Annotated in this window: 15 protein-coding genes and 1 other annotated feature; all 15 genes read right to left on the bottom strand. The window is 49.1% G+C overall.

Annotation, left to right across the window (positions count from 1 at the left end; genetic code table 11):
* Positions 1–319: 319 nt before the first annotated feature.
* Positions 320–853 carry a transcription termination/antitermination protein NusG gene (nusG, locus tag NSQ19_RS00620; RefSeq protein WP_061565123.1) on the bottom strand — a complete coding sequence of 178 codons (534 nt, stop codon included), beginning with the start codon at positions 851–853 and terminating at the stop codon, positions 320–322.
* Positions 854–1002: 149 nt separating this feature from the next.
* Positions 1003–1188, bottom strand: a complete 186-nt coding sequence (gene secE / locus NSQ19_RS00615; protein WP_017551230.1) for a preprotein translocase subunit SecE — start codon at positions 1186–1188, stop codon at positions 1003–1005.
* Between the two features lie 35 nt (positions 1189–1223).
* Positions 1224–1370, bottom strand: coding sequence for a 50S ribosomal protein L33 (gene rpmG, locus NSQ19_RS00610; protein WP_017551231.1), 147 nt, complete (start codon positions 1368–1370; stop codon positions 1224–1226).
* A gap of 312 nt (positions 1371–1682) precedes the next feature.
* Complete coding sequence (gene sigH, locus NSQ19_RS00605) at positions 1683–2288, bottom strand: RNA polymerase sporulation sigma factor SigH (protein ID WP_071452439.1); 606 nt, start codon at positions 2286–2288, stop codon at positions 1683–1685.
* 111 nt (positions 2289–2399) lie between these two features.
* The gene (locus tag NSQ19_RS00600) at positions 2400–2909 is read right to left on the bottom strand and encodes an NYN domain-containing protein (RefSeq protein ID WP_026104597.1); all 510 of its coding nucleotides are present in this window, start codon (positions 2907–2909) and stop codon (positions 2400–2402) included.
* A gap of 1 nt (position 2910) precedes the next feature.
* Positions 2911–3654: a 23S rRNA (guanosine(2251)-2'-O)-methyltransferase RlmB gene (gene rlmB / locus NSQ19_RS00595; protein WP_013858061.1), complete on the bottom strand. Its 744-nt coding sequence runs from the start codon at positions 3652–3654 to the stop codon at positions 2911–2913.
* Positions 3654–4067, bottom strand: coding sequence for a Mini-ribonuclease 3 (locus tag NSQ19_RS00590; protein WP_017551234.1), 414 nt, complete (start codon positions 4065–4067; stop codon positions 3654–3656). The genes rlmB and NSQ19_RS00590 overlap by 1 nt, the downstream gene beginning before the upstream one ends.
* The gene (cysS, locus tag NSQ19_RS00585; RefSeq protein WP_019722058.1) at positions 4064–5461 is read right to left on the bottom strand and encodes a cysteine--tRNA ligase; all 1398 of its coding nucleotides are present in this window, start codon (positions 5459–5461) and stop codon (positions 4064–4066) included. Before cysS ends, NSQ19_RS00590 begins: the two co-directional genes overlap by 4 nt.
* Positions 5442–6110 (bottom strand): serine O-acetyltransferase, encoded by a 669-nt coding sequence (gene cysE, locus NSQ19_RS00580; protein ID WP_017553269.1) that lies wholly within the window; start codon positions 6108–6110, stop codon positions 5442–5444. Before cysE ends, cysS begins: the two co-directional genes overlap by 20 nt.
* Positions 6111–6253: 143 nt before the next feature.
* Positions 6254–6482, bottom strand: a binding site (T-box leader).
* Between the two features lie 44 nt (positions 6483–6526).
* A complete protein-coding gene (gltX, locus tag NSQ19_RS00575) occupies positions 6527–7987 on the bottom strand; it encodes a glutamate--tRNA ligase (RefSeq protein ID WP_013858056.1) in 1461 nt (486 codons plus the stop codon).
* Between the two features lie 395 nt (positions 7988–8382).
* A complete protein-coding gene (gene ispF / locus NSQ19_RS00570) occupies positions 8383–8859 on the bottom strand; it encodes a 2-C-methyl-D-erythritol 2,4-cyclodiphosphate synthase (RefSeq protein WP_019722060.1) in 477 nt (158 codons plus the stop codon).
* A gap of 2 nt (positions 8860–8861) precedes the next feature.
* Positions 8862–9542, bottom strand: coding sequence for a 2-C-methyl-D-erythritol 4-phosphate cytidylyltransferase (gene ispD, locus NSQ19_RS00565; protein WP_017551237.1), 681 nt, complete (start codon positions 9540–9542; stop codon positions 8862–8864).
* Positions 9543–9608: 66 nt separating this feature from the next.
* Positions 9609–10694 (bottom strand): PIN/TRAM domain-containing protein, encoded by a 1086-nt coding sequence (locus NSQ19_RS00560; protein WP_013858053.1) that lies wholly within the window; start codon positions 10692–10694, stop codon positions 9609–9611.
* Positions 10695–11023: 329 nt separating this feature from the next.
* On the bottom strand, positions 11024–12394 hold the full coding sequence (gene radA / locus NSQ19_RS00555) for a DNA repair protein RadA (RefSeq protein ID WP_041818577.1): 1371 nt from the start codon (positions 12392–12394) through the stop codon (positions 11024–11026).
* Between the two features lie 140 nt (positions 12395–12534).
* On the bottom strand, positions 12535–14985 hold the full coding sequence (clpC, locus tag NSQ19_RS00550) for an ATP-dependent protease ATP-binding subunit ClpC (RefSeq protein WP_118498377.1): 2451 nt from the start codon (positions 14983–14985) through the stop codon (positions 12535–12537).
* Positions 14986–14999 lie beyond the last annotated feature (14 nt).

Below are 14999 nucleotides of genomic sequence, written 5' to 3'. Positions count from 1 at the left end.
AGCCCTCCCACTCATCTGTTTGATTGAATCCCCCACGGCTGAAGCCGCGAGCTTCCTGCAGACACCGAAACATGCTCCGCTGTCTACGCAGGCTATCCCCGCAAGTTCCTGCGGTTAGCCGGACAATTGGCGTGCCGAAAAGGCAAGCCTTATCCGAATCCAATTCATCTCATGACCCGCGTCACGAGTGTATCATAAGAATCATGTGATTGCATCGTGTCTGTTCGCGCGGGCGCCCGGTCAGGCGGGCCATCCGCAAAGAACATACTGACTTATAACATATTAACATCTCAGCATATGGATTTCAAGTTTTATCCCGTTATATTTTATCAATTTGTTCAAAAACAAGCTCTACCGGCGTATCCCGCCCGAACATATTGACCATGACTTTTGCCCTGCCTTTGTCGCGGTCCATTTCCACAATCTTGCCGGCAAAATTCGCAAACGGCCCTTCTTTTACCGTCACCGTCTCGCCGATTTCAAAGTTCACATCGGCCCGTTTTTCTTCCATGCCCATCCGTTTCAAGATGGTATTAATTTCTTCTGGCAAGAGCGGCGTCGGCTTGGAACCGCCTCCCGACGACCCAACAAAACCGGTGACGCCCGGCGTGTTCCGGACGACATACCAGGAATCATCCGTCATCACCATTTCCACCAGGACATAGCCCGGGAAAACTTTTCGTTTCACCACTTTTTTCTTCTCATTTTTCACTTCAAGTTCTTCTTCTTCCGGTACCACTACCCGGAAAATTTTATCCTGCATCCCCATTGATTCCACGCGCTTTTCCAAATTGGTTTTAACTTTATTTTCATAGCCTGAATACGTATGGACAACATACCAGTTTTTTTCCATCTAATAGGACTTGATGTCCGTCCCTCCCTGTTGGTCTTTTGATTTTTTGGGCAAATGAAAAAACCCGCTAACCGGGTTTGAGTCGTTGCTTATGATACTCCCATTATACCATGTTTTATCATTGGATATTCAAGTGTAAAATGATCATTTTACAATGAGTTTTCAGCCCACCGGATCACTGCGGAAATGCCGAGATCGATGACAATAAAGAACAATGTCAGGAAAGCAACCGTTACAAGGACTGTAATCGTGTATTTGACCAGCTCTTTGCGCCCCGGCCAGCTGACTTTTCGCATTTCGGAAGCTACATTACGAAAAAATTTTGTGATGGACATGTATTTAAGACCTCCAAGTAAGTTCATGTTCGTTGTTATTTTGTGCCGCGGTGGATGGTGTGTTCGTTGCAGTGCTTGCAAAACTTCTTTAATTCCATTCTTTCAGCCTTTCCGTTGCCCGTTGTGGTCGTGTAATTGCGCGAACCGCAAACCGAACAGGCAAGTACCATTTTTTTCTGCATCTCATCACCAGCTGTCTTATGGTCTTACGGTGTTAACGGAACCTGCCGCTGTAAAGAACCTCTCCCGGAAAACCGGGAGAGTCTTTTGGGCGCCGCCGGTTCCGTACCGGTATCGTATCAAAACATAAACTCCTACAAATCAACATAACACGGCAGAAAGCTTGTGTCAATCAGTAGCAGAAGAAGGGATGTGCCGGGTTTTTCCCGAAAGCATTGAATACCAGGCATTGAAAGATAGCTTTTTGTACGCCTTAATGCCGCACTTGCATCCGGGAAAAACGGCCTGGCGGAAATACGGCTTACAACACCTTTTCAGTAAGTCAGCTCCCTCCTTTCCAACAGGCGCTCCAGCTTCTTTTTGACGCGTTGTAAAGCGTTATCAATTGATTTTACATGGCGGTTCAATTCTTCTGAAATTTCCTGGTAGGACTGCCCGTCCAGGTAAAGGGCGAGCACTTTTCTTTCCAGATCGCTTAACAGCTCGGATACTTTTACTTCTATATGGACATATTTTTCGCGGATTAAAATCAATTCTTCAGGATTGGAAATTTTCGCGCCGGTGATGACATCCATCAACGTACGGTCGGATTCTTCATCATAAATTGGCTTGTCCAGGGAAATGTAAGAATTAAGCGGTATGTGCTTTTGGCGGGTGGCAGTCTTAATTGCGGTAATCATTTGCCGGTTGATGCATAATTCAGCAAAAGCCCTGAAAGACGTGAGCTTGTCCTCTCTGTAGTCGCGTATGGCCTTATACAGACCGATCATGCCTTCCTGGATAATATCCTCACGGTCGGCCCCGATGATAAAGTAAGAACGCGCTTTTGCCCTGACAAAGTTTCTGTATTTTTGGATCAAGTAATCCAGCGCTTCGCTTTCGCCGTTGTGTATCCGTTCAACCAACTCTTCGTCCTGCATCGTGCCATATCTTTCTTCATATGCTGCCTCAATGTTCAGGTTCACCTGTATCCCCCCATGAGCATTCGATAAAAGCTATTATACAGTACAGAATTTTCAATCGTCAACCGCTCATCTTTTCCCCCTGCGTAATTTTTCGAAAATTTCCATGACCTCCTGGCTTAACGGTATTCTTGTTGCCGGCTTTTCCTCTTGAATTGATTTTACATTTCTTTTAATCTTTTGTTCAATCACTTCCACTTTGGTCAACAGTTCGCGTGCTGAAATTCTTAAAGCGCCCTGGCCGAATATTTGCCACTGCTCAGTAAAATCGGATGTGGCCACATAAATCTGCGTGCGGATGTTGTTCAGTTTAATGGCCATTTTTTCAATCCGTTCATCTGCCGTTTCATTTTCTTTTGTAAAAATGACTTCCACTTTGTGATAGCGGTACTTTTTTTCCAGGCCTTTCACCCCGTAAGCATCAAAAACGACGATGACTTTGTCATCCGTATAGCCCTGGTATTCCGCCATGATCTCAACAAGCCGGTCTCTGGCGGCGCCAAGGTCTTTTTGTTTCAATTTTTGCAGTTCCGGCCAGGCGCCAATGATGTTATAGCCGTCCACCAGCAAAATATTCATTTTATTCACCAAGCGGATGGCGCTTCCTGTAAACCTCGTACATGAGCAGGCCGGCAGCAACGGACGCATTGAGCGAAGTCACATGCCCTGCCATCGGAAGGCGGATCAGAAAGTCGCATGCTTCTTTTACGATCCTGCTCATTCCCCTGCCTTCACTGCCGATGACAAGGCCGAGCGGCAGATCCGCATCCATTTGCCGGTAATCGGTCGTCCCGGAAGCATCGGTTCCCGCAATCCACAACCCTTGCTGCTTTAAGCCGGCAATCGTTTGCGAAAGGTTTGTTACCCGCGCCACCGGGATATGTTCAATCGCGCCGGTTGAAGCTTTCGCCACCGTTGCTGTTAATGCGACCGAGCGCCTTTTCGGAATAATGACGCCGTGTGCGCCGACCGCATCGGCCGTCCGTAAAATCGAGCCAAGATTATGCGGATCCTCCAATTCATCAAGAATCAGGATAAACGGGTGCTCATTCCGCTCTTTGGCAAGCTTGAACATATCGCCTGTTTCTGCATACCGGTAAGCGGCAACGAGTGCCAGTACGCCCTGATGCGCCCCGTCCGCCACCTGGTCAATCCTTTTCTTCGGGACAAATTGGACGGCCACTTTTCTTTCCCTTGCAAGCTCCATCACCTGCTTCGTGGCGCCTTTTTGTGAACCTTCCGCAATCCAGATTTTGTTGATTTCCCGGCCCGCTCTTAATGCTTCCAGCACCGGGTTTTTGCCTGCAATATACTCCTGGTCCATCAGCGCACCCCTCCTTTCTGGCCTTCGACAATGCCAATTGCTTTTTCAATCAGCGCTTCCATCCGCTCCCGGCTGCCGGACAAATAATGGTAGCCGATCAGCGCTTCGAATGCAGTGCTGTGCCGGTATGTCTGGACATCCGTATTTTTCGGAACCGTGCCCGACTTCGCATTTCTGCCGCGCCGGACAACAGCGGTTTCCTCTTCTGTTAAAAGATCTTCGTTCATCATCTGTTTTAAAACTTGAGCCTGCGCCTTCGCTGAAACAAAGCGGATCGCTTCCCGGTGGAGGCGGTTTGGCTTCGTTTTTCCCTGCAAAAGGACATGGTGCCGGATATATTCTTCATATACCGCATCCCCCATATAGGCAAGCGCAAGGCTGTTCAATTGTTTCGGATCAAGGGTGACCGTCATAAGCGTCTCCATCTCACCCCTTGGGGCGTATCTTCCAGAATGATATTCATGCTTTTCAGCTTGTCGCGGATTTCATCAGCCAGTTGGAAATTACGCGCCTTTCTTGCTTCATTCCGTTTTTCAATCAGCGCTTCAATTTCTTCGTCCAAAAGCGCTTCTTCCTCGAGTTTCAGGCCGAGCACGCCGGCAATCGTTTCGAACTCTTTTATAAATGCCCGGAGAACGGTTTCTGTCGTATTTTTCCCCCGCAAGTAATAATTGGCCTGCTTCGACAGTTCGAACAAAACAGAAATGCCGTTTGCCGTATTGAAGTCATCGTCCATCGCCCCGATAAACTGGCGATGGAGCGAACGGGCCTGTTCCAGCCATTTTTCACCATCTTCCGCCAGATTTGCACTGGATTCGAGCCGGTGCTTTACATTTTGGTACGACGTCTTGATCCGTTCAAGCCCTGCCTTCGCATTGGCAAGCAGTTCCTCGCTATAGTTGATCGGATGGCGGTAATGCACCGACAGCATGAAAAAGCGCAAAACTTGCGGATCATGCCGTTTGATGATGTCATGGACAAGCACAAAGTTTCCGAGCGATTTCGACATTTTTTCGTTATCAATATTGATATAGCCGTTATGCAGCCAGTAACGAGCAAACGGTTTGCCTGTCAAAGCTTCTGACTGGGCAATTTCATTTTCGTGGTGCGGAAAAGTCAGGTCCTGCCCGCCCGCGTGGATGTCAATCGTATCGCCAAGATATTTTCTTGCCATGGCCGAGCATTCAATATGCCATCCCGGCCGGCCTTTCCCCCACGGGCTGTCCCAGGAGATTTCCCCCGCTTTTGCCGCTTTCCAAAGGGCAAAATCAAGGGCGTCTTCTTTCTTTTCCCCTACTTCAATTCTCGCACCCGATTTCAATTCGTCAATAGATTGATGGGACAATTTACCGTAATCCGGAAAACTTCTCGTGCGGTAGTAAACATCACCGTCTGATTCGTAGGCATGACCTTTTTCAATTAATTTTTCAATAAACGCAATGATCGTATCCATATTTTCTGTCACGCGCGGATGGACGTCCGCATGGCTGCAACCGAGCGCATCAATATCTTCAAAATAGGCCTGAATAAAACGCTCGCTGATCACCGGCACTTCTTCCCCGAGTTCTTTCGCGGCTTTAATGAGTCTATCATCCACATCGGTGAAATTCGACACATAATGGACATCATAACCCCGAAACTCCAAATAGCGCCGGACCGTGTCAAATACGATCGCCGGCCGCGCATTTCCAATATGGATATAATTATAGACAGTCGGGCCGCATACATACATTTTCACTTTCCCCTCTTCAAGCGGGATAAACGGCTCCTTCTTTCTTGTTAACGTATTATATATCTGAATGCTCATACGTTCTTGCTCCTTCCTTTCTCAGTTGTTCTAATTCCGACCGCAAAGCCTCGATTTCCTGCTGCATGCTGTTCAGGCGGTCCGCAACAGGGTCAGGCAGCTCATTATGTTTTAAATCTTTTTTGATTTTGACGCCGTCCTGGACGACGACCCTGCCCGGAATGCCGACCACTGTCGAATTGGGCGGGACATCCTTTAATACGACAGAACCTGCCCCTATTTTTGCATTTTCCCCAATCGTAATCGAACCTAAAACTTTCGCACCGCTTGCGATTAACGCATTGTCTTTAATCGTCGGATGGCGCTTGCCCTTTTCCTTTCCGGTGCCGCCGAGCGTAACGCCCTGGTAAACCGTCACGTTATCGCCGATTTCGCACGTTTCCCCGATCACTACCCCCATGCCGTGGTCGATGAAAAACCGCCTGCCGATTTTTGCACCGGGATGGATTTCAATTCCGGTAAAGAAGCGGCTGAGCTGCGAAATCACCCGGGCAATAAAAAACATTTTCTTTTTATAAAAAAAGTGCGCAATCCGGTGTGCCCAGATGGCGTGAAGACCGGAGTAAGTCAAGATCACTTCAAAATACGTCCGTGCTGCCGGATCCTGATCAAAAACCACTTCAATGTCTTCCTTCAACCGCTTAAACATGTGCTACTCCCCTTTCGTTTGTTTCTTTCCCATTCCCTGTCCGGTTATAAAATTTCTTCCGCTTTGCATTTCCATCAGCCGGATCGGCACCGATCTTTTCTTTAACGGAGCCTGCCATTTAAAAAAGAAGCGCCTCTGCAACGGACAGAGACGCTTCTTGATCGCGCGGTTCCACTCTGTTTGGCGGCAGGCCTTGCCCGCTGCCCAACTTTCCCTGTTAACGGGCGGCCCCGCTGCATCCTACTGGCGAGCGCGTTCAGATACAGGCTCGAAGGTGCATTTCAGAAAAGGAGGGGCTTAAACCACTTTCAGCCGGCGATGGTTTTCTCTTTGAAGCGTCCTCTTCCTACTTCTCCTTCTCAACGCTTTTTCACACATCCATTTTAACCATATCATATCCTATTTTCGCAAAAATGTTAACCCGTGATTCTTTCTAGGCGTTTCTTCACTTTTTCTCTGCCGAGCAGTTCGATCAGGCTTTGCAGTTCCGGGCCGTGTGTCTGGCCGCTAACGGCAACACGGATCGGCATAAACAGCTTTTTCCCCTTTTGCCCGGTTGCTTTTTGCACCGCTTTGATTCCTTTTTTTATTTCGCCTGCTTCAAATGGTTCGATCCTGTCCAGTTCTTCAAGGAATGCACGGAGCACTTCCGGAACGTGTTCTTCCGACAAAATCGCTTTTGCTTCGTCGTCATATGTGATTTCATCCGTAAAGAAGAGCGGTTTCGACAGCTCGACAATTTCCGCGCCGTAGCTCATTTGTTCCTGATAGAGGGAGATGAGTTTGCGCACCCATTGTTCTTCTTCAGGTGTCCGGTTTTCCGGGACGAGCCCTGCTTTTACAAGATGCGGCAACGCAAGCTCCACAACTTTATCCAGATCGAGCTTTTTCATATACTGGTTGTTCATCCATGCCAATTTTTGGCGGTCAAACAAAGCGGGCGATTTCGACAGCCGTTCGGGGTCAAAAATCTGGATGAATTCTTCCCGCGAAAAAATTTCTTCCTCGCCCTTCGGTGACCAGCCGAGCATGGCAATAAAATTAAACAACGCTTCCGGCAAATAACCGAGTTCCGCGTACTGCTCAATAAACTGGATGATGCTTCCGTCGCGTTTGCTCAGTTTTTTCCGGTGCTCATTGACAATCAGCGTCATGTGGCCGAATACCGGCGGTTCAAAACCGAATGCTTCATAAATCATCAGCTGTTTCGGCGTGTTGGAAATATGGTCGTCCCCCCGGAGCACGTGGGAAATTTTCATTAAATGATCATCGATCGCAACCGCAAAATTATAAGTCGGCATCCCGTCTTTTTTAACGATGACAAAGTCGCCAATTCCGTCCGATTCAAAAGATACTTCGCCTTTTACGATATCGTTGAACGTATACACTTTGCCTTCCGGAACATGGAAACGGAGGCTCGGTTTCCGGCCTTCCGCTTCAAGCCGCTTCCTGTCTTCTTCTGTCAGATGGCGGCATTTCCCGGAATAACGCGGCATTTCCCCGCGTGCAAGCTGGGCTTCACGTTCGGCTTCCAGTTCTTCTTCCGTACAATAGCATTTATAAGCCAGCCCGCGGTCAAGCAGCTCTTCATAATATTTTTTATAAATATCGAGGCGTTCCGACTGGCGGTAAGGCCCGTATTCGCCGCCGACATCAATGCTTTCGTCCCAGTCGATGCCGAGCCATTTCAAATATTTCAGCTGGCTTTCCACGCCGCCTTCCACATTCCGCTTCTGGTCGGTATCTTCAATCCGGATAATGAACTTTCCACCTTTGCTGCGCGCAAATAAATAATTGAATAATGCGGTACGGGCATTCCCGATATGCAAAAAACCGGTCGGGCTCGGAGCGTACCGTACTCTGATTTCGTTTGCCATGTCGATTCTCCTTTAAATTGTCGCTTTTTGTCTTATTTTATTGTATCACCGTCTGAAAAAGCCGTAAACCGGTGGCTCGTTCCGGCCCGGCGGATGAAAGATGTTTTACGTGATGTTAATCACACATCTTGCAGGCAAAATCTCTGCTATTATGCTTGTTCCAGCAGCATTACAGGACCTAAACCGCCTGGCTTGTCCCGCTCGCGCCCACTCTTTTGCAGCTATACCCCAACTATACTTGTTCCAGCGAAAAACGGGTTCCCGTAAACAGGCGCCCGGCTCCGTTACACCATTTTCGACGAAACATCTGCTGCCATACACCGGTTAAAAGGTTCCTGCAGGCAGTACGCGCCCTAAACTGCCCGGCTTGTTCCAGCACCATGCAGCCATACCGGTTAAGCCTGCTCCAGCAGTACTGCCGCCTGCGCAGCAATGCCTTCTTCACGCCCGGCAAAGCCGAGTTTTTCCGTCGTGGTCGCCTTGACATTGACCTGCCCGTTCTCTGCTTCCAAAATGCGCGCGATCGTTTCCCGCATTTTCCCGATATAGGGCGCCATTTTCGGCTTTTGGGCAATAATCGTGCAATCAAGATTGCCGAGCTTGTACCCTTTTTGTTTCACAAGCCGAAAAACATGCGCCAAAAGCGCCGCAGAATCCGCATCTTTAAATGCCGCATCTGTATCCGGAAAATGCCGGCCGATATCCCCTTCCCCAATGGCCCCGAGGCAGGCGTCCGCTACGGCATGAAGCAACACATCCGCGTCGGAGTGGCCGAGCAAACCTTTTTCATACGGAATTTCAACTCCCCCGATCATCAGGGGACGCCCCTCCCCGAACCGGTGCACATCAAAGCCTTGTCCGATCCTGAACATCTTCATCCTCCCCCCTGCTTTTTTAAAATCGCTTCTGCAAAATAAAGGTCTTCCGGTGTCGTAATTTTAATATTATCATAACTTCCCGGCACAATATGTACAGCATGGCCGATCCGTTCGACCAGCGAGGCTTCATCCGTTCCGAGAAAGCCGTCCCGTTCCGCCGCTTTATGCGCATTTTTCAAGACAGACGTGCGAAAAGCTTGTGGCGTTTGGATCTGCCACAAGCTGCTCCGCTCAATCGTCTCGGTTACAATCTGGTCTTTTGCTCTTTTGATCGTGTCTTTTACCGGGACAGCCGCTATCGCCGCCCCTTTCTCCCCGGCCATTGCCGCCAGTGCTGCAATGAATCCGGTGCTGATAAACGGCCTTGCACCGTCATGGACAAGAATGACGCTGCAGCTTCCGGCAAGTTCCAGCCCGTTCCGCACGCTATATTGCCGTTCAGAACCGCCGCGGGCGAATACTATTTTTTCCGAGCGGGGCAAAATACGCTTCATCTCTTCCAAATCATGCGGCTGCACGGGAAGTATCAACTTTTTGCAGGACGGATCAGCCAAAAAAACTTCTGCTGTAAAAGCAATGACCGGGCGCTTGTTCAGTTCAAGAAATAATTTGTTGAACCCTGCGCCCATCCGTTTCCCCGATCCGGCTGCCGGTATAATCACCTCATAATCTGTCAAATCCAATCTCCCCCCCGCATCGCGTTTAAACCTCCCGCGGCCCGGGCCGCGGGTGTTCCAGCTCCATTATAACGCTTTTTCGAGCAGCTTCGGCTTGGCAAAAATCATCCGACCCGCTGAAGTCTGCAGGACGCTTGTCACAAGCACATCAATGCGTTTGCCAATGTAATTTTTGCCTTCTTCGACAACAATCATCGTGCCGTCATCCAAATAGGCAATCCCCTGGTGATGCTCTTTCCCGTCTTTAATGAGCTGGACATTGAGTTCTTCGCCGGGGAGCACAACCGGTTTTACGGCGTTGGCAAGGTCATTGATATTGAGCACTTTGACTTTCTGGAATTCACACACTTTATTTAAATTGTAATCATTTGTCACGACAATCCCGTTCATCAATTTTGCCAGTTTAATGAGCTTGCTGTCCACTTCCTGGATATCTTCAAAATCGCCTTCGTACATTTGTACTTCGATCGGCAGTTCATTCTGTATCCGGTTTAAGATATCAAGACCGCGCCGGCCCCGGTTTCTTTTCAAGGCATCCGAAGAATCGGCAATATGCTGTAATTCTTCAAGCACAAAGAGCGGAATCACAATCGGGCCGTCAAGAAAACCGGTCTGGCAAATATCCGCAATCCGCCCGTCGATAACAACGCTTGTATCAAGAATCTTCACCTGTTTTCCAGGCTGCGGATGCCCTTCTTGCTCTGTCCCGCCTTTCCGCCTGTGCTGCCGGCTAAAAAACAAATTGAAAATTTCTTCTCTTTTCTTAAAACCGACCTGGAATCCGATATAACCGAGCAATACCGTAAGCGTAATCGACACGATTGTATTGACAATCGGAATTCCCCGGACCGGAATGCTTGCCAGATAAGCAATAATCAGGCCCAGCACAAGGCCAAAGGTTCCGGAAAAAATTTCCGTCATCGGGACTTTTACCAGTGAATCCTCAAACCAATCGACAAAATCAACGATATAATGAATGGACCAGAAAGTAATAAGATAAAAGATAATAGCCCCCAACAGCGCTGAAACATACGGGTTTTTGATTAACACATAATCCACATTCACAAGTTTGTAAAAATCAGGCAGCAGGAAAACACCGAGCGTGCCGCCAATCAGCACCAAACAAATTTGTATAAGCCGTCTTAACAACATGTTCACCTCCTTTATACATTATAAACAAAAAATATGGTTTAAAACGTTTGCCTTCGTATTATTTTTCCCTGCCGAGCCGTTTAATCGCCGCGGTTTTCTCCGGGCATTTTCAGGCTTCATGCACATCCCCTGCTTTCTTTTAAAATTTGTATCCTGCCAGCCGTTGTCTTTTCTGCCTTTACATCATAACGGATCCTGCAAACGCAGATTCGCGGCAGTTGTTTGCTTATCCAGCGGGTTCCGTTTTTTCCCACGTTTGCCTTCACTTCCCGGTTCCTTCACGCACTGATCCAAAGAACACAAGAAGGCACGGAAGTTTGTTCCCAGTCTCATCCTCCGAGTGCCGCTTTTAAAGCTTCCTGGATGGTAGCGACGCCGATCACTTGAATCTCCTTTGGCGGCGTCCACCCACCCATATTATTTTTCGGAATGATCGCCCGCCGGAAACCGAGCTTTGCCGCTTCCTGGACGCGCTGCTCAATGCGGGACACCCGCCTGACTTCCCCCGTCAGCCCGACTTCTCCGATAATGCAGTCATCCGCATTTGTCGGCTTGTCGCGGAAACTGGATGCCACGCTGACGGCAACTGCCAAATCCACTGCCGGTTCATCCACTTTCAGGCCGCCGGCAACTTTTAAATATGCATCCTGGTTCTGAATCAAAAGGCCGGCCCGTTTTTCAAGCACCGCCATAATCAGCGTGACACGGTTATAATCAATCCCGGATGCCATCCGCCGCGGCATATTGAAAAACGTCGGAGCCAAAAGCGCCTGGATCTCGACAAGCACCGGGCGCGTCCCCTCAATGGAAGCAACCACGGTAGAACCGGCTGCACCTTTTGTCCGTTCTTCCAGAAAAATTTCGGAAGGGTTCTGGACTTCTTCCAAACCGGATTCTTTCATTTCCAAAATCGCAATTTCATTGGTCGAGCCAAAGCGGTTTTTGACCGCCCTTAATATCCGGTAGGCATTATGGCGTTCACCTTCAAAATACAGGACCGTATCCACCATATGTTCAAGCACGCGCGGGCCGGCAATAGAGCCTTCTTTTGTCACGTGGCCGACAATGAAGATGGCCACATTTTTTGTTTTTGCCGTCCGCATCAGCTGTGCAGTCGTTTCCCTCACTTGCGACACACTGCCCGGCGCAGACTGGATTTCCGGATGGTAAATCGTCTGGATGGAATCAATGATAACAAAGCCGGGGTTCAGTTCATCTATCGCCTGCTGGATCACGGAAAGGTCCGTTTCCGGCAGCACATAAAGATGGTCGGTATGGATGTTTAACCGGTCTGCCCTTAATTTCGTCTGTTTCGCCGATTCCTCCCCGGAGATATACAGTACATTTAACCCGTGCTTTGCCAGTTGTGATGACACTTGCAAAAGCAGGGTTGATTTGCCGATCCCGGGATCCCCGCCGATCAAAACAAGTGACCCGGCAACAATGCCGCCTCCGAGGACACGATTCAGCTCGCCAAAATCCACTTTCGTCCTTTTTTCTTCTTTAGACTCTATAGACGTAATAGGCGCCGCTTTGGTTTCATTTCCGGGCTCAGGATGTAAAAAAAAGCCCCTCCTTTTTGGCGCCTCCGCTTCCTCCACCATCTGGTTCCACTGGTTGCATTGCGGGCACTTTCCCATCCATTTTGGCGACGCGTAGCCGCAGTTCTGGCAAACAAACTTCACGGTTTTTTTTGCCATCTTAAACCCCTTTCCCTAATATCTATGTGTATAAGTGTAAACAAAGTATCTTGAAATTTAATTAAAATCGTATAAGGAACCGCTATGTGAAAAAAAAGGGTACAATCACCAATACCATTGTACCCTTCCTGCTTCCGGCATTAAGAATTGGACGATACAGCTTCCGACTCCGCCACACTGGCAAAAGTAAATTCGCCGTCTTTTACATCGACCAATACCTTTTGCCCTTCTTTTATATTGCCTTTCAGCATTTCTTCCGAAAGGCGGTCTTCGATGTTTTTCTGAATCGATCTGCGCAGCGGCCGCGCGCCGTATTCAGGATCGTAGCCTTTTTCCGCCACTTTTTCCTTTGCGGCATCCGTCAGCACAAGTTCGATATGATGCTCTTTTAACCGGTCCGACAATTCTTTCGCCATCAATGTGACAATTTCGTTCAAATGTTTCTTCTCGAGCGAATGGAACACAATGGTTTCATCAACACGGTTCAAAAACTCAGGCCGGAACGCTTTTTTTAGTTCCTCGAGCACTTTGTCCTTCATGTCTTTATAATCGGCCTCGACGGTATCCTGAATGGTGAAGCCGACGCTCTTGTTGCGTTTTAAAGCATCTGCGCCGACATTCGATGTCATGATGACAATCGTATTGCTGAAATCAACCGTGCGGCCCTTGGAATCGGTCAGGCGGCCGTCATCCAGCACCTGAAGCAAAATGTTGAAAACGTCCGGATGCGCTTTTTCAATTTCATCAAGCAGCACAACCGAATACGGTTTTCTCCGTACCTTTTCCGTCAGTTGGCCGCCTTCTTCAAAACCGACATATCCAGGCGGCGAACCTACGAGGCGGGAAGTCGAATGTTTCTCCATGTATTCGGACATATCGATCCGGATCATAGCGTCTTCATCGCCGAACATCGCTTCCGCAAGCGCACGCGCCAGTTCTGTTTTTCCGACCCCTGTCGGCCCGAGGAAAATGAAGGAACCGATCGGGCGTTTCGGATCTTTTAATCCTGCCCGTGCACGGCGGACTGCTTTTGCCACAGCAAGCACCGCTTCTTCCTGCCCGATCACACGGGAATGAAGGATTTCTTCAAGGTGCAAAAGCCTTTCCGTTTCGGTTTGCGCCAGTTTCGTCACTGGAATTCCCGTCCAGCTCGAAACAACAAGCGCTATATCACCGACTGTGACTTCGCTGTTTTCCCGGCCTTGTTTTGCCTTCCAGCTTTTCTTCGTTTCCTCCAGCTGTTCGCGCAGTTTCTGTTCGGTATCCCTTAACGCAGCCGCTTTTTCAAATTCCTGGCTCTGGACGGCTGCATCTTTTTCCTTGCGCACCTCTTCCAGTTTCAATTCCAACTCTTTCAAATTCGGCGGCGTTGTAAAGGAACGGAGGCGCACTTTCGATCCGGCTTCATCAATTAAGTCAATCGCTTTATCCGGCAGGAACCGGTCTGCGATATAGCGGTCCGAAAGTTTTACAGCGGCTTCGATCGCCTCATCGGTAATCGAGACGCGATGGTGTGCTTCATAGCGGTCGCGCAGCCCTTTTAAAATCTGGATCGACTCATCAATCGTCGGCTCATCGACCTGGATCGGCTGGAACCTTCTTTCCAGTGCCGCGTCTTTTTCAATATATTTCCGGTATTCATCCAGTGTCGTAGCACCGATGCACTGCAGTTCGCCGCGGGCAAGCGACGGTTTTAAAATATTGGAGGCATCAATGGCCCCTTCCGCACCGCCGGCCCCGATTAAAGTATGCAGTTCATCAATGAAAAGAATGATATTGCCGGCCTGTCGGATTTCATCCATCACTTTTTTCAGGCGGTCTTCAAATTCGCCGCGGTATTTTGTGCCGGCTACAACCGTACCCATATCGAGCGTCATGACCCGTTTGTCACGTAGGGTTTCCGGCACTTCATTATGGACAATTTGCTGGGCGAGTCCTTCTGCAATGGCCGTTTTCCCGACGCCCGGTTCCCCGATCAGGACAGGGTTGTTTTTTGTCCTCCGGCTCAGCACTTCAATGACACGCTGGATTTCTTTGCTCCGCCCGATTACCGGATCAAGGGAATCTTCCCGTGCGATCGCTGTCAAATCGCGGGCCAGGCTGTCCAGTGTCGGTGTGCTGACGCTGGCCGCCGAACCGCCCTGCACGGATGCTTCACTGTTGCCCAATAATTGGAGCACCTGCTGCCTTGCTTTATTTAAGCTGACGCCGAGATTTGTCAGCACACGTGCCGCAACGCCTTCACCTTCACGGATCAGCCCGAGGAGAATATGTTCCGTTCCAACATAGGAGTGCCCGAGTTTTCTCGCTTCATCCATTGACAGTTCAATCACTTTTTTGGCCCTTGGCGTGTAGTGGATCGTTTGGGAAATTTCCTGGCCGTTCCCGATCAGGGTTTCCACTTCTTCCTGGATTTTTTCGGCGCTTAAACCCAGGCCGTACAGCGCTTTTGCTGCGATGCCTTCCCCTTCGCGGACAAGTCCGAGCAAAATATGTTCCGTTCCGATATTGTTATGTTTCAGGCGGATTGCTTCTTCCTGGGAAAGGGCCAGCACTTTCTGGGCTCTCTCTGTAAATCTTCCAAACATCATCTGTCATTCCTCCT

Origin of the sequence: Weizmannia sp. FSL W8-1119, assembly GCF_038008605.1 — a bacterium.
Classification (GTDB): Bacteria; Bacillota; Bacilli; order Bacillales; family Bacillaceae_C; genus Weizmannia; species Weizmannia coagulans.
The sequence above is the reverse complement of the archived record's forward strand: the minus strand, read 5'-3'. Positions and strand labels throughout refer to the sequence as shown.